This window comes from Sphingomonas sp. PWP1-2 (assembly GCF_049898305.1).
Taxonomy (GTDB): domain Bacteria; phylum Pseudomonadota; class Alphaproteobacteria; order Sphingomonadales; family Sphingomonadaceae; genus Sphingomonas; species Sphingomonas glacialis.
Genome location: NZ_JAFCXM010000003.1, coordinates 31,778 through 46,183, shown reverse-complemented (window position 1 = coordinate 46,183; position 14,406 = coordinate 31,778). Strand labels below are relative to the sequence as shown.

At 66.4% G+C, this 14,406-nt stretch carries 20 protein-coding genes; 15 read left to right on the top strand and 5 right to left on the bottom strand.

Features of this window, described 5'->3' with window-relative positions:
* Positions 1-37: 37 nt before the first annotated feature.
* The 8 genes from ACP7C5_RS08720 to ACP7C5_RS08685 all read left to right on the top strand — a co-directional run bounded on the left by ACP7C5_RS08720 (position 38) and on the right by ACP7C5_RS08685 (position 6,305).
* Positions 38-832 (top strand): thymidylate synthase, encoded by a 795-nt coding sequence (locus ACP7C5_RS08720; protein WP_426263942.1) that lies wholly within the window; start codon positions 38-40, stop codon positions 830-832.
* A 58-nt stretch (positions 833-890) separates the two neighbouring features.
* Positions 891-1,409 (top strand): hemerythrin domain-containing protein, encoded by a 519-nt coding sequence (locus ACP7C5_RS08715; protein ID WP_189675932.1) that lies wholly within the window; start codon positions 891-893, stop codon positions 1,407-1,409.
* Between the two features lie 41 nt (positions 1,410-1,450).
* Positions 1,451-1,921 carry a dihydrofolate reductase gene (locus ACP7C5_RS08710; RefSeq protein WP_426263941.1) on the top strand — a complete coding sequence of 157 codons (471 nt, stop codon included), beginning with the start codon at positions 1,451-1,453 and terminating at the stop codon, positions 1,919-1,921.
* A gap of 100 nt (positions 1,922-2,021) precedes the next feature.
* On the top strand, positions 2,022-3,188 hold the full coding sequence (locus tag ACP7C5_RS08705) for a dipeptidase (RefSeq protein WP_426263940.1): 1,167 nt from the start codon (positions 2,022-2,024) through the stop codon (positions 3,186-3,188).
* A gap of 33 nt (positions 3,189-3,221) precedes the next feature.
* Entirely contained in the window at positions 3,222-4,157 is a 936-nt protein-coding gene (locus ACP7C5_RS08700) for a bifunctional riboflavin kinase/FAD synthetase (protein WP_426263939.1), read from the top strand.
* 657 nt (positions 4,158-4,814) lie between these two features.
* Positions 4,815-5,138, top strand: a complete 324-nt coding sequence (locus ACP7C5_RS08695; RefSeq protein WP_133186171.1) for a glycine zipper 2TM domain-containing protein — start codon at positions 4,815-4,817, stop codon at positions 5,136-5,138.
* A 72-nt stretch (positions 5,139-5,210) separates the two neighbouring features.
* Positions 5,211-5,639 carry an OsmC family protein gene (locus ACP7C5_RS08690; RefSeq protein ID WP_354289094.1) on the top strand — a complete coding sequence of 143 codons (429 nt, stop codon included), beginning with the start codon at positions 5,211-5,213 and terminating at the stop codon, positions 5,637-5,639.
* 108 nt (positions 5,640-5,747) lie between these two features.
* Entirely contained in the window at positions 5,748-6,305 is a 558-nt protein-coding gene (locus ACP7C5_RS08685; protein WP_426263938.1) for a glycine zipper 2TM domain-containing protein, read from the top strand.
* A 55-nt stretch (positions 6,306-6,360) separates the two neighbouring features.
* Here the strand turns inward: ACP7C5_RS08685 and ACP7C5_RS08680 are convergent, their stop codons facing one another.
* Complete coding sequence (locus ACP7C5_RS08680) at positions 6,361-6,591, bottom strand: hypothetical protein (RefSeq protein WP_133186165.1); 231 nt, start codon at positions 6,589-6,591, stop codon at positions 6,361-6,363.
* A gap of 122 nt (positions 6,592-6,713) precedes the next feature.
* Between ACP7C5_RS08680 and ACP7C5_RS08675 the strand changes: the two genes are divergently transcribed.
* The 6 genes from ACP7C5_RS08675 (at position 6,714) to ACP7C5_RS08650 (ending at position 10,595) form a co-directional block, all read left to right on the top strand.
* Entirely contained in the window at positions 6,714-7,493 is a 780-nt protein-coding gene (locus ACP7C5_RS08675; RefSeq protein WP_189675938.1) for a hypothetical protein, read from the top strand.
* A gap of 92 nt (positions 7,494-7,585) precedes the next feature.
* Entirely contained in the window at positions 7,586-7,960 is a 375-nt protein-coding gene (gene crcB / locus ACP7C5_RS08670) for a fluoride efflux transporter CrcB (RefSeq protein WP_133186161.1), read from the top strand.
* The gene (locus tag ACP7C5_RS08665) at positions 7,957-9,075 is read left to right on the top strand and encodes an RluA family pseudouridine synthase (protein WP_189675939.1); all 1,119 of its coding nucleotides are present in this window, start codon (positions 7,957-7,959) and stop codon (positions 9,073-9,075) included. The genes crcB and ACP7C5_RS08665 overlap by 4 nt, the downstream gene beginning before the upstream one ends.
* Positions 9,076-9,091: 16 nt before the next feature.
* Complete coding sequence (locus tag ACP7C5_RS08660; protein WP_426263937.1) at positions 9,092-9,691, top strand: FMN-binding negative transcriptional regulator; 600 nt, start codon at positions 9,092-9,094, stop codon at positions 9,689-9,691.
* Positions 9,688-10,377, top strand: a complete 690-nt coding sequence (locus ACP7C5_RS08655; RefSeq protein WP_240698989.1) for an HAD-IA family hydrolase — start codon at positions 9,688-9,690, stop codon at positions 10,375-10,377. The genes ACP7C5_RS08660 and ACP7C5_RS08655 overlap by 4 nt, the downstream gene beginning before the upstream one ends.
* Positions 10,374-10,595, top strand: coding sequence for a hypothetical protein (locus ACP7C5_RS08650; protein WP_426263936.1), 222 nt, complete (start codon positions 10,374-10,376; stop codon positions 10,593-10,595). The genes ACP7C5_RS08655 and ACP7C5_RS08650 overlap by 4 nt, the downstream gene beginning before the upstream one ends.
* Positions 10,596-10,608: 13 nt before the next feature.
* On the opposite strand, the gene ACP7C5_RS08645 is transcribed toward ACP7C5_RS08650, so the two are convergent.
* From ACP7C5_RS08645 to ACP7C5_RS08630, 4 genes are all read right to left on the bottom strand, one after another.
* Positions 10,609-10,866 carry a hypothetical protein gene (locus ACP7C5_RS08645; protein ID WP_189675943.1) on the bottom strand — a complete coding sequence of 86 codons (258 nt, stop codon included), beginning with the start codon at positions 10,864-10,866 and terminating at the stop codon, positions 10,609-10,611.
* Positions 10,867-10,997: 131 nt separating this feature from the next.
* Positions 10,998-11,513 carry a GGDEF domain-containing protein gene (locus ACP7C5_RS08640; RefSeq protein WP_426263935.1) on the bottom strand — a complete coding sequence of 172 codons (516 nt, stop codon included), beginning with the start codon at positions 11,511-11,513 and terminating at the stop codon, positions 10,998-11,000.
* Positions 11,514-12,467 carry a GAF domain-containing protein gene (locus ACP7C5_RS08635; RefSeq protein ID WP_426263934.1) on the bottom strand — a complete coding sequence of 318 codons (954 nt, stop codon included), beginning with the start codon at positions 12,465-12,467 and terminating at the stop codon, positions 11,514-11,516.
* A 47-nt stretch (positions 12,468-12,514) separates the two neighbouring features.
* Positions 12,515-13,096, bottom strand: a complete 582-nt coding sequence (locus ACP7C5_RS08630; protein ID WP_426263933.1) for a hemerythrin domain-containing protein — start codon at positions 13,094-13,096, stop codon at positions 12,515-12,517.
* Between the two features lie 136 nt (positions 13,097-13,232).
* On the opposite strand from ACP7C5_RS08630, the gene ACP7C5_RS08625 reads away from it, so the two are divergent.
* On the top strand, positions 13,233-14,300 hold the full coding sequence (locus ACP7C5_RS08625) for a helix-turn-helix domain-containing protein (protein ID WP_426263932.1): 1,068 nt from the start codon (positions 13,233-13,235) through the stop codon (positions 14,298-14,300).
* Positions 14,301-14,406 lie beyond the last annotated feature (106 nt).

Below are 14,406 nucleotides of genomic sequence, written 5' to 3'. Positions count from 1 at the left end.
GTTGGCGTCGCGGCACGGGCGCGCTAGACCCCCGGCCATGCAAGCCTATCTCGACCTGATGCGCCGCGTGCTCGACCACGGCACCCCCCAGATGGATCGCACCGGCACGGGGACGCTCTCCGTCTTCGGCCACCAGATGCGTTTTGATCTGGCCGCTGGCTTCCCGCTGCTGACCACCAAGAAGCTGCATCTGCGCTCGATCGTGATCGAATTGCTGTGGTTCCTGCGCGGCGACACCAATGTCGAGTGGCTGCGCGAGCGGAAAGTCAGCATCTGGGACGAATGGGCCGACGAGAAGGGCGATCTCGGCCCGGTGTACGGCAAGCAATGGCGCGACTGGGAAACGGCGGACGGCCGCCCCATCGACCAGATCGCCGAGCTGATCGAGCAGATCAAGACCAAACCCGCCTCGCGCCGCCAGATCGTCAGCGCGTGGAACCCGGGCGATCTCCACGCGATGGCGCTCGCGCCGTGCCATTGCTTGTTCCAGACGCATGTCGCGACCGGCAAGCTCTCGCTCCAGCTCTACCAGCGCAGCGCCGACATCTTTCTCGGCGTGCCCTTCAACATCGCGAGCTATGCGCTGCTGACGATGCTGCTCGCGCAGCAATGCGGGCTCGAGCCGGGCGAGTTCATCTGGACCGGCGGCGATTGCCACCTGTATTCGAACCATCTCGACCAGGCACGCGAACAGCTGTCGCGCACGCCGGGATCACCGCCGCGGCTCGAGATCCTGCGCAAGGCGGACGCGATCGACGGCTATGCCTATGAGGATTTCGCGCTGCAGGATTATGTTGCGCAACCGCACATCAAGGCACCCGTCGCGGTCTGACACGGAACCGCGCGGCGCGATGCGCGCTTAGCTCCTGAAATTCACGCAGGGGCCGATCATGGACATCACGCAACTCATCCTCGACGAACACGGCCAGCAGCGCGCGCTGTTCGCGCAGATCGAACAGATCGATCCCAAGGACACGACCGCGCTGTCGGCGCTGTGGAACCGCCTCCACGCATTGCTCGATTCGCATGCCGAGGCCGAGGAGCGCTTTTTCTACCCGCGCCTCATGCAGATCGGCGAAGGCGGCAACGATGCCGATTCGGCCGCCGAGGAGACCGAGGACGCGATCGAGGATCATAACGACATCCGCGACACCGCCGCTGCGGTCGACAAGGAAAAGGTCGGCAGCACGGCGTGGTTCGAAGCGCTGGGCGAATGCAACAAGGCTAACAGCGATCATATGGCGGAGGAAGAACGCCAGGGCCTGACCGACTTCCGCCTCAATGCGACGCTGCAGGAGCGCCACGATCTCGGCGTCAAATTCGCGACCTTCGAGGCCGAGCATCTCACCGGCGTCAAGGCGGTCGACAAAGACCCCAAGACGTGGGTCAAGGATCACGCACCAGACTGAGCCCTCTCGCCAATCGCAGCGCGTGCGGGCATGACGGCGGCATGATCACGCTGTACCTCGCGCGCGCCGACAATGGCGTCATCGGTGTCGACGGCAAACTGCCGTGGCACCTTCCTGCCGACCTTAAGCGCTTCAAGGCGCTGACGATGGGCAAGCCGATGGTGATGGGGCGCAAGACCTTCGAGAGCTTCCCGTCGCCCCTGCCCGGCCGCCGCCATATCGTGCTGACGCGCGACCCGCTTTGGGCTGCGGCTGGCGCAGAGGTGGCGCATTCGGTCGACGCCGCGCTCGCGCTGGCGGGCGATGGCGATATTGCAGTGATTGGCGGTGCCGAGATCTTCGCGCTGCTGCTGCCCCGCGCCGAGGTCATCGAGCTGACCGAGGTGCATGTGAGGCCGGCCGGCGATGCCGTCGTTCCCCCGTTCGACGGCTGGCACGAGCGGGCTCGCGAGCAGCATCCGGCCGACGGCGCGCGTCCAGCCTATACCTTCGTGACGCTCAGCAGGGGGTGACCGCCAGCGGCTTGTCGCCGCGCCGACGATCCCGCATACCCCGCGCTGACCGGACGCGGCAGACCCTGCCCGAGAAAGCCGGCACGACGGGGAGAGCGAGATGCGCAAGGTGCTGGCTGGGGTAGCGGTGCTCATCGTGCTCGGCCTGATCGCCTTCTTCGCGCTCGCCCCCGCGATCGTCGAGCGGTCGATGAACAAAGTCGAACCCGTCGCGCTTACCATCAGCCCGCGTGCTAGCGCGCTGCATGCCACGCTGCAGATCGCCGACATGCACGCCGATACGCTGCTGTGGCAGCGCAGCCTGCTCGCCCGCGCCGACCGTGGACAGATCGACCTGCCGCGTTTGCTCGCGGGCAATTATGCGCTGCAGATCTTCTCGTCGGTGACCAAGACGCCGAAGGGCCAGAATTACGATTCGAACCGCGCCGACAGCGACAATATCACCGCACTCGCGATCGCCGATCTCCAGCCGCCGCGCACCTGGAGCTCGCTGCTCGAGCGCTCGCTGTGGCATGCGCAGAAGCTCGATCGCTATGCCGCCGCCTCGAACGGCCAGCTGCGCGTGATCCGCACTCCCGCCGAGCTCGATCGCCTCCTCGCCGACCGTGCGCGCGGGCAGAAGGTCGTCGGCGGCATACTGTCGATCGAAGGATTGCAGGATCTCGAGGGCAAGCTCGCCAATCTCGAGACGCTCTACGCCGCCGGGTTCCGCATGGCGGGGCTTGCGCATTTCTTCGACACCGAAGTCTCGGGTTCGATGCACGGCGAGGCGAAGCGCGGGCTTACCCCGCTCGGACGGCAGGTGGTGCGGCGGATGGAAGCGATCGGCATGATCGTCGATGTCGCACATTCGAGCCACGCGACGATCGCCGAGGTGATCGGCATGGCGCGCCGCCCGATCGTCGCGAGCCATGGCGGGGTGCAGGCGACCTGCAAGGTCAACCGCAACCTGACCGACGACGAGATTCGCGGGATCGCGCGCACCGGCGGGGTGATCGGCATCGGCTATTGGGATGCCGCGATCTGCTCGACCAAACCCGCGGCGGCCGCTGCCGCGATCGCGCATGTCCGCGACGTGGCCGGGATCGACCATGTCGGGCTCGGTTCCGACTTCGACGGCGCGGTGACGACGGGGTTCGATGCGAGCCAGCTTGCCGCCGTCACGCAAGCGCTGATCGACCGCGGTTTCAGCGACGCCGATGTGGCCAAGGTGATGGGCGGCAATGTGCTGCGCGTGCTCCGCGCCGGGATCGCGCCCGCCCTCTAGCGCGCGCGCGAAGCCGACCGTATAGCCGACGCCATGAAGCGGCTCGACGGCGGCTCGACGGTTCCGGCGGCGATGCGCGCTGGCATCGTCGCGCTCGGGAATTTCGATGGATTTCACCTGGGGCATCAGGCTGTGGTCGGGCTTGCCGTCGCGCGCGCGCGTGCCGAGGGGCGGCCCGCGCTGGTCGCGACGTTCGATCCGCATCCCGTACGGCATTTCCAGCCCGACAACGCCCCCTTCCGCCTGACCACACTCGACCAGCGCGAGCGGTTGTTCGCCGCGGCGGGTGCCGATGCGATGGTCGTCTTCCAGTTCGACGCAGCGCTCGCCGCGTTGACCGCGCGCGAATTCGTCACCGATCGGCTGATCGACAAGCTCGGGGTCGGCGGCGTGGTGACCGGCGCCGATTTCACCTTCGGCAAGGCCAAGAGCGGCAATGTCGCGGTGCTCGCCACGCTTGGCATCGAGCACGGCTTTGCGGTCGAGACGGTCGGCGCAGTGACGCTCGACGATGTCGCCGTCTCGTCGAGCCGGATCCGCGACTTGCTCAAGGCGGGGGATCCGCGCGGCGCGGCCAAGCTGCTGACGCGCCCCTTCACGGTCGCGGGAACGGTACAGCATGGTGACAAGCTCGGTCGGACGATCGGCTATCCCACCGCCAATCTCGACATGGGGAAATATCTCCGGCCGGCGTACGGTATTTATGCAGTGCGCGGGCGGCTCGCCGATGGGCGTGTGCTCGACGGTGCGGCGAACCTCGGGATCCGGCCGAGCTTCGATCCGCCGAAGGAATTGCTCGAGCCGTATTTCTTCGATTTTTCCGAAGACCTGTATGGCCAGCAGATCGAAGTCGAGCTGATCGAGTATCTGCGCCCCGAGGCGAAGTTCGACACGCTCGAGGCGCTGACGACGCAGATGGATGCCGACTGCGCGCGCGCGAGAGAGATTCTGGCGGCCGAGCCCCGCTGAGCCGGCGTCTCTGCGTCGCGGATCTTCGACAAAAAGGGGCCGGCTGTGCTGCCGACCCCTGTCGCCGGACCTCGATCCGCTCGGTGGGTTGCTGGCAACCCTACCCGCGCCATCCGGTTTCGGCGGCTCGCGCCCCCTGCGCCGCCAAGCGACGCCAGGTCTTGCGTTCGGTCGCCAGGCGCGGGTCGGCTCGTGCGAACCGTGGCGCCCGACATCCCGGTGGCCAGCACGGCGCTCAAGCTGAATCGCACGCCACGCTTGCGAGATCTTTTCTCGCGGCCGTAAACCCTTGGGGACGCGCCTGCCCTTCCGCCCGATGCCTTCGTCGCGACACCGGCCTGGTTTCCCGCAGGCACCTAGGCTGACGTCGCGACATAAGCGCCTGATGCCGCTCCTGTTTCCGGTCGCGCCGTCGCTCGCCGACAGTCGAGATGCCCTCACGACTTGCGAGTTGCACCAAGGCCGCAAATGCTATCGCCGCGCTGTGAATAGTGCGGAAAGCGTGAACAGATCCGCCTCGTCATTCTTGGCTTTATCGCCGCGCTTCGACTTTCTGAACGCGAGGTTGTTTCAGGTTCATGCAACCTGACTAAAACGCCCATCGTTACCGCTTTGGACTTCATCCAGAGCAAAATGCCTTCCACGGGAGTTTTACCAATGCGCACCTTGATCCTCGCACTCAGCGCGGCAGCCGTCACTATCCCCGCAACGATGGTCGCCCCCGCGACGCACGCCGAAGCGCGGGACCACCGCCATCACTATCAGCCGCGCGTCTATGAGGGCCGCGACGGTCGTCGCTATTGCCGCCACTCGGACGGCACGACCGGCCTGCTGGTCGGCGGCGTCGGCGGCGCGCTGCTCGGCAATTCGATCGCGGGGCGCGGCGACAAGACGCTCGGCACGGTGCTCGGCGGCGTTGCCGGCGCCTTCGGTGGCCGCGCGCTCGATCGCGCCAGCACTGCGGACCGCCGCTGCAACTAACCTGTATCGTACGGCGTATACCATAGGCGCGGATCGGCAACGGTCCGCGCCTTATCTTTTGGAGAACACCCCATGACGACTCGCAGCGGATCGGCCAGCTATGATGGCCTTGGCAAGGACGGCAAAGGCCATGTCTCGACGCAATCGGGCGTGCTGTCCGACACGCAGTACGGCTTCAACAGCCGCTTCGAAGAGGGCGCGGGCACCAACCCCGAGGAACTGATCGCCGCCGCGCATGCGAGCTGCTTCACGATGGCGCTGAGCTTCGCGCTCGCCGGTGCCGGGTTCACCGACGGCAAGCTCGAGACGACCGCGAAGGTCACGATCGACAAGGACGGCGACGGCTTTACCATCACCAAATCGGCGCTCGATCTCAAGGCGAGCGTCGCGGGTATTTCGCCCGAGCAGTTCGAGACGATCGCGCTCGATGCAAAGCAGAATTGCCCGGTTTCGAAAGTGCTCAACGCCGAAGTCACGCTGACGCACAGTCTCAACGCCTGATCTCTTGCGGGGGCGTGAACGGGCCGTAGTTTCCCGTTCACGCAACCTCCGGGCATGCCGACGGTTCTACCTGCAATCCAGCACGGATTGTCTCAAGGAGCATTCGACATGCGCAAGTTTCTTCTCGCCGCCGTAATGGCCGCGACCTCGCTTTCGGCGATCCCCGCGACCGCGCAAGACTATCGCGGCGACCGCCAGGACCAGCGCCGCGATGACCGCGCCGACCGCCGCGACGATCGCCGTGACGACCGGGCCGACCGCCGCGATGACCGCCGCGACTATCGCCAGGACGCACGCCAGGATTGGCGTCAGGACCGCCGCCAGGATGCGCGCCAGCGCAATTGGCAGCAGTATCGCAGCTATGACTATAATCGCTATGAGCCAGGCCAGCGGACCTATCTGGCCGACCGTTACTATCGCGACGGCAGCTATTATCAGCCGCGCCGGCTCGGTCGCAACGACCGCATCTATCGCGGTGGCGACAACCGCTATTACTGCCGCCGCAGCGACGGCACGACCGGCCTGATCATCGGCGGTCTCGCCGGCGGCCTGCTCGGCAACTCGCTCGCGAGCGGTGGATCGCGCACGCTGGGTACGTTGATCGGTGGCGGCGCAGGCGCGCTGCTCGGCCAGTCGGTCGATCGCGGCCAGGTGCAGTGCCGCTAAGCGCGACACCTACTTAAACACAGGGCCCGGCGCGAAAACGTCGGGCCTTTTGCTGTCAGATCACGCCGCCGCCAAGGACGAGACGGATCACCGCGACGATCAGCACGAACAGGTTGAAATTGCGGCCCGAGCGATAGCCCGACAGCATCCCGAGCGCCGCGCCGACAATGGCGATCGGGATCGCCAGATAATTGGCGAGGCCGAAGAACGGCACCAGGCCGACCAGCGCCACCGGCAAGGCGACGAGTCCGGCCAAGATCGAAATCAGATTGACGATGAGTCCCATATCCGGACCATGAACCAAGATAAGCCGCGTGCGCAAGCGCGCCGCAAACGGGTATGCTATGCCCAATCAATTATTAACTGCCGCCGGTCCAAAGGGTGCAGTGGGTGTGGAGCGTCACGTCGATGAGTCGTAAGCGGGTCTTTTTGAGCGTTCTGGTGCTGCCGCTGGCGTTGATGGCGTGCGGCAAGCGCGATGGCGAGCGCGATCTCGACACGCTCGACAACGAATTGGTCGATGCCGGCACCGGCGCGCCCAATAGCAGCGACCCGGCGATGACGTCGGCGCTGCACGATCAGATCATGGTCGACCCGTCGCTCGCGCAGCAATCGAACGCGAACACCGTCCGGCCCCCGGCGCAACCCTATTCGGGCGGCGTGCCGCCCGTCACGATCGCCCAGACCGCCGGTGGCGCGGCTGGCACCCAAGGCAGCGCGGTCAGCCAGCGCGCCAAGCAAGCCCCCGCGCCGGCGTCGAAGGACTGCCCGAACTGCCAGGCGGCGCGCAATTCGCTCACGCTCGGCGCATTGGCCGCGAATCAAACCGATAAGCGCACCAGCGCATGCGCCGGGTCGATGCGCTATTCGGCGGCCTGGGCCGACCGTGTGCCCGGCGACGTGCCGCTCTATCCCGGCGCACGCGTCGTCGAGGCGGCTGGCGCCGATACCGCAGCGTGCCATCTGCGCGCGGTCAGCTTTGCGACGAACGCCTCGCTCAAGACGGTGATCGACTGGTACTATACCCGCGTCACCAATGCCGGTTTCAGTGCCGATCATCAGTCCGACGGCGCCGAGCACACGCTTGGTGGGACGCGGCAGCGCGATGGCGGGGCGTATGTGCTCTTCCTCACCAGCCGCCGCGATGGCGGGACCGATGTCGATATGGTGGCCAATAACGGACGCTAGCGGCCCGCGCTGCTGACGCCGAAGGCCAGGCAAAACCGCCACCGTTGCGCGCGAGGTTCTCATTGTGCGCAATTCGCGCTAACGCACGCAGCATGTATCATCTCATCCTCGTCATGGCGGGCGGCGCGCTCGGTTCCGCTGCGCGTTTCCTCGTCGGCCGCGCCACGCTCGCGCGCTTCGGCCCCGATTATCCCTTTGGCACGCTGACCGTGAATCTGGTCGGCGGATTCGCGATGGGGCTGCTCGTCGGCATCCTCGCCCGCCACAGCGCGGGCGAGAACTGGCGCTTGTTGCTCGGCGTCGGCGTGCTCGGCGGCTTCACCACCTTCTCGTCCTTCTCGCTCGACGTCGTGTCGCTGATCGAACGCGGCGATCTCGCGACCGCGCTCGGCTATACGCTGCTCTCGGTCGTCGGCGCGATCGTCGCGCTGTTCCTCGGCCTCTCGCTCACGCGGGTGGCGGCATGAGCATCGACACGCCCAAGCCGAGCAAGGCGACGTCGGACGTCCGCCAGTTCAACGTCGGCGCCGACGATGATGGCATCCGGCTCGATCGCTGGTTCAAGCGGCATCTGCCCGACACCAGCTTCACGACCGTCGCCAAATGGGCGCGCACCGGCCAGCTGCGCGTCGACGGCGCGCGCGCCAAGCCCGGCGATCACATCGTCGCCGGCCAGTCGATCCGCGTGCCGCCGGCAGAGCCGGTCCGCGTCGATGCCCCCGTCAAGCGCGAGCGCCCACCGCTTAGCGACGACGAGATGACCTTCGCGCGCGAAATGGTGATCCACCGCGACGCGCAGGTGATCGTGCTCAACAAGCCGCCCGGCCTCGCCACGCAGGGCGGGACCAAGACGATCGAGCATGTCGACGGCCTGCTCGACGCGCTGCAGGACGATCTCGAGGGCCGTCCCAAGCTCGTCCACCGGCTCGACAAGGACACGTCGGGCGCGCTCGTCATCGCGCGCACCGCGCGCGCGGCGGGCTTCCTGTCGAAGTCCTTCTCGTCGCGCACCGCGCGGAAGACCTATTGGGCGCTGGTCGTCGGCGTTCCCTCGATCGAGGACGGCACGATCGAACTGCCGATCGGCAAGCAGCCCGGCTCGGGCGGCGAGAAGATGCATGTCGACGAGAAGGAGGGCAGCCCTGCCCGCACGCGCTACCGCGTGATCGAGATGGCGGGCACCACGACCGCCTGGGTCGAGCTGATCCCCTATACCGGCCGCACGCACCAGCTGCGCGTCCATCTGGCGGCGATCGGCCATCCGATCGTCGGCGACGGGAAGTATGGCGGTCAGGCCGCGTTCCTTACCGGCAACATTTCGCGCAAAATGCATCTGCATTCGCGCCGCATCCGGATCGATCACCCCGATGGCGGGCAGATCGACGTCCAGGCCGAGCTGCCGACGCATTTCGCCGAGAGCCTCAAGCAACTCGGTTTCGACGAGATGCTCGGCAACACGATGCCGCTCGAGGAGCCGCCACCCCCGAGCCGCGCGGTCAAGAAGCAGCAGGCGCGCCAGCACAACAAGACGATGCGCAAGGACCGCAAGGGCGAACGCCGCCGGCGCGGCGCAGCGACCTGAGCGTCGCGCGCGGCTGATGCATCCCGATTCGACCTTTCGCTGGGAAGACCGCGCGGAGATGCGCGATCTGGTGCGCGAGCTCGGATTCGGCACGCTGTTCGCCGCCACGCCCGACGGGCCACGCGTGGTGCATCTGCCGGTGGTGTGGCGCGATGAGACCACGCTCGCGCTGCACGTCTCGCGCGGCAACGGCATCACCAAGCATCTCGATGGCGCGACCGCTCTGTTCGTCGCGCAAGGGCCCGACGGCTATATCAGCCCCGACTGGTACGATCTCGGCAACGAGCAAGTACCGACGTGGAACTACGTCGCGGTCGGGCTCGAGGGTCGGATGCGCCGGCTCGATCAGGCGGGGCTGGTCAGCCAGCTCGACCAGCTCTCGGCCGAACAGGAAGCACGGCTTGCCCCCAAGCCCGCCTGGACGCGCGCGAAGATGACCCCTTCCGTGTTCGACCAGATGACGCGCGGGATCGTCGGCTTCACGCTCGAGGTGCAAGGCTGGCGCGGCACGCGCAAGCTCGGGCAGAACAAGCCCGACGCGGCGCGCCTCTCGGCGGCGGACGGCGTCGAGGCGGCCGGACGGCGCGGGATCGCTTATTGGATGCGCAACGCATGAGCACGATGCAGACCTCTACCCCCAACCGCCTCGCGCTGTTCGATTGCGACGGCACGCTGGTCGACAGCCAGGACAATATCTGTCGCTCGGTCGAAGAAGCGTTTTCGATCGCGCGAATCGAGGCGCCACCGCGCGCGGCGATTCGCCGGATCGTCGGGCTGAGCCTGGTCGAGGCGATGCGGATGCTGCTGCCGACGGGCGACGACGCACTGCACCGCAGCCTCGCGCAGGATTACAAGGACGCCTTCTTCCGGCTGCGGACCTCGGGCGCGATGGCCGAGGAGCCGCTGTATGAGGGGATCGTCGACGTGCTCGACAGCCTCGCCGCCGACGGCTGGGTGCTCGGCGTCGCGACGGGCAAGTCCGACCGGGGCCTCGCGCATATCCTCGCCCACCACGGCATCGCCGCGCGCTTCGTCACGCTGCAGACCGCCGATCGCCATCCCTCGAAGCCGCACCCCTCGATGATCGCGACCGCGATGGCCGATGCCGGCGCGGTCCCGGCGACGACGGTAATGATCGGCGATACGAGCTTCGACATGCTGATGGCGCGCGCCGCCGGTGTGCGCGCGCTCGGCGTGGCCTGGGGCTATCATCCGGTCGGCGAGCTGACGGCTGCCGGCGCACATGCCGTTGCCGACGTCGTGCCCGCGTTGCCGCGCCTGATGCAGGAACCGATCGCATGACCGACACCGACACCACCGCGCGCAATCGCTATTTCCTGATCACCGGCACGCGGCTGGCGGGTGCAGCGGGCGCGATCCTCGGGCTGATCCTGATCGCACGCTCGCACGCGACCTTTCCTAAGGTGATCGGCACCGCGCTGGTGCTGTCGGCGCTGCTGATGATCGCGACCGTACCGCGCGCGCTGGCGCGCCGCTGGCGCACCCCGCCCGAGGCATAACGCGGGTCGCGCGTCAGGGCTGGGTTTCGACCAGTTCGGCGATCTCGAAGACATGGCTTTTCCAGCCGCGCTGCGCCGCCGCCTCCGCGAGCGCCGACTTCTTGCGCCTGGCCTCGGCAAGCGACTTGGTATGGCCCCAGAACACCTCGCTCTTGCCGTTGGCGAGCAGCGCGACGATCCGCCAATAATGCGTGAACGCCGTGCTCGTCGGCCCGATCGTCTTGACATAGCCGTCGGGCAACGTCGCGGTGAGGTAGCGCTTCTTTGCCACGGCTCAGCCCTGTGGCGCGAGCCGTGCGGCACAGCAACTGGCGTTCATCGAAACTCTCCTGGCGGCGCGGTGTAATCCTCCCTTAGGCGATTGCCCCGTCCTGCCACCATCCCTTTGCCGCACGTGCGCGGCTATCCCGCGGAGCTCCGATAGACGCTCACCGTCCCGCGGCGTGCGCGCTTGGCTTCGTACAGCGCGATATCGGCGTGGTGGAGCAAGTCGCTGCGGTCGCGCACCTCGCGGTCGAGCCATGCCGCGCCGATTGTCGCCGACACCGTCATCCCGTCCTCGCCCGTGCCGCCGAGCCGGCGCAGATCGCGCGCCAGCCGGTCGAGCAGCCCGGTGAGATCCTGCAATGCGGTGTCGCGCGTGATCAGCAGGACGAACTCGTCACCGCCGAGCCGTGCCGCGAACGTGCCCGAGAGGTAATCGACACCGAGGCACGTCGCGACTTGCCGTAACACCGCATCGCCCGCGAGATGCCCCTGCGTGTCATTGATCGTCTTGAAATGGTCGAGGTCGATCAGCGCGAGCGCGAGCCGCGTGTCCTGCCGCCGCGCCGTCGCCAGCGCCTCGTCGAGCATCTCGTTGAAATAGGCGCGATTGGCGAGGCCGGTGAGATCGTCGCGCCGCGCGCTGTGGCGCAATTACTGCTCCATCCGATAGCGAATCGTGATGTCCTGCATCACGCCGATCACCGCGACTGCCTTGCCGTCGCGCAATTCGAGCTCGCCCATCGAGCAGATCCGGCGAATGGCGCCCTGCGCGGTCACGAAATCGGTCTCGACCGAAAAGGGAACGCCGGTCTCGATCGTGCGCCCCAGCGCATCGACCACCTGGCTCCGCGCCGCTGGCGGATAGAAAGCGAGCGCCTCTTCGAGACCGGGCTTCACCCCCAGCGCCATGCCGTGGATCGCATAGATTTGATCGGACCATTCGGTGCGATTGTCGTCGAGCGTCAGCCGCCACGATCCGATATTGGCCATCCGCTCAGCCTGTCGGAACTGGCGATGCGTGATGTCGAGCCGCTGCATCGCCGCGCCGCGCTCCTGCGCGAGGATGCTCGCGCGCGCGGCGAGCGCACGCGCGGAAAGCAGCGATTCGGCCAGATGCCCGAGCTCGCACAGCACAGTCGCTTCGTCGGGGCTGAGCGTGCGTGGCTGATCATCGATGACGCACACCGTGCCCATCGGATAGCTGCGCTCGGGCATCGCGGGATCGGTCGCGCGGATCGGCACGCCGGCATAGAAGCGGATGTGCGGCGCTCCAAGCACCAGCGGATTGTCGGCAAAGCGCGGATCGCGCGTCGCATCTGGCACGACCAGCAACCCGTCGTCGCGGATCGCATGCGCGCAGAACGAGTGCGTGCGCGGCGTCTCGCTCGCATCGAGCCCGCGCTTCGCCTTGAACCATTGGCGATCCTCGCCGACCAGCGACAGCAAGGCGATCTTGGTGCCGAGCAATCGCTGCGCACAGGCGATGATCGTTTCGAATTCCGCCTCGGGGGGCGTGTCGAGAATGTCCAGGCCATCGAGCATTGCAAGGCGGCGCGCTTCGTCGTTTCCGGCGACGGCACTGAAGGCGTGATCCATCTCGGTCATTTCGCGGGATAGCCATCGCGCGGTTAAGGAACCGCTATCGCCACAGCTCAGCTGACGCGGCGTTCGCCGTGTTCGAGCATCGCGGGAATGACGATTTCTTCCTCGTCGGCAAGATGCCGGACGAGTTGCGCGAACAGGATGTGGCTCGTGCCGGCATACGCATCGACTGCGGGGCGAGAATCGCCCGGCATGCCGAATGCGCGCAGCATCGTGCGTGCAGCGTCGACCGTCGCCTCGAGCCCGAGATGGATGATCCCATGGTCGCTCTCGAGCAGATCGAACCCCGCCGCCATGCGCGGATCGAGCGCGCGGAATTTGGGGAAATAGGCCTGGTCTTCGATTCCGTGATGCCCGCTCAACTGGTGCAGGAAGTGATTGAGCCCCGGAACGAGCGCAGACTGAAACGCACCGACCGCGATGCGGCCCTCGCGAAAACTGGCGGTCAAGTCGTCGAGTCGCGCCGCCTGTTCGCGCAGGCTGGCATGGACGTGCAGCCAGAACGCGGTCAGCTCACCGTAGTTGCGATGGCTCTGCCACTTCGCCGCGGGATAGGCCGCACGCAGATAGGCGATCTCGTCGGGCAGCCCCGTCCGGTCGGGCAGCAGGACAGACGATGGAGGAAAAGTCATCGCGCGGCTCTCAGACGGCGGAAGGACCGCGTCAAGGCGTTCGGCACACAGCCCCTTTGCACTTCTCCCATACTCTGGAGCGGACGATGGTTAAAACGACATTGACCGAACAAAGTACGCGCGACAGGATGCGCCGATGGCGGTTGATGGTTCGATAACGCGAAGAATTCCACCTGCCGCTATCGACTCCGTGTCGCCCATGAGCGCTTGCCGCAACGAGCAGAATGAAGCGGCGGCGACCACGATTCCAATCGACTATTATTCAACCGAGGGTTTGCCTGCGGAGGACCGCTATCGGGCTTGGCGCATGCGCAATTGGCCCCGCGAGAGAGCCGTCTACCGTACCGAACCTACCGAGCCATTCAACACATGCTGGGAAGCATCCCAACTGGGCGAGGTGACGTTCGTCTATACGGAGATCACCGGACAGCGCTGGGAACGCCGCAAGGAAGACATTCGTGAGTCGGATTTCGATCCCATCATCATCAATCTGATGATCGAAGGGCTGGCGCAGGGGGATATGAACGGGCAAGCCTTCTACGAACCCGCTGGATCGCTGCATTTCCACGATCTCGGTCTGCCGTCGCTGCACGTCTCTACCGCCAGCAAGACCTATGCCGTCATCATCCCGCGCGCCGTCGCCCACGCGCGTTTCGGGCCGCTCAGCGCGCTGCACGGTCTTGTCGTTTCCCCACCGAAAAGCGACATGCTGTTCGCGCACGCCGCGCAGGTGCGTCGATCGCTCCCGCGGCTGAGCGCCGCGCTGGCGCCCGCGCTCGGTCGCGTCTTCCTCGATTTGATCGAGATATTGGTTGGCGACGTCGCGCCGGGCGAAACGCCGAGGACGTCGCCCGAACAGGCTCTGCTGTCGCGCGCCAAGGAAGAGATCGAACGGCGACTGGGAGCCGGCAATATCACCGCGGCCAATTTGTCAGAGGTGCTTGGCGTGCCGCGTACGCGGCTATTCGCCGCGTTCGCCGAGACGGGTGGCCTGCATGCCTATATCGTCTCGCAGCGCCTGGAGCGGGCGCGGACCGCAATCGCCGAAGTCGACCGCGGCGAAACGATCGGCGCCATTGCGCACCGGCTGGGGTTTAGCGACGCTTCGCACTTGAGCCGCAGTTTCCGTACGCGCTTCGGCATGACGCCGCGCGAATATCGCGGTCTCGTCGGCGCGCAAACGGCTCGCGATCTGGCGTCCTGACTCGGTACGGTTCTTCAACTATTTTGCTCTTGTCATTCTATCGTTACACATGCGACGTAATTGCCGCGGTTAAGCAACCATTAACAATAAAATGGAGCAACCGCGG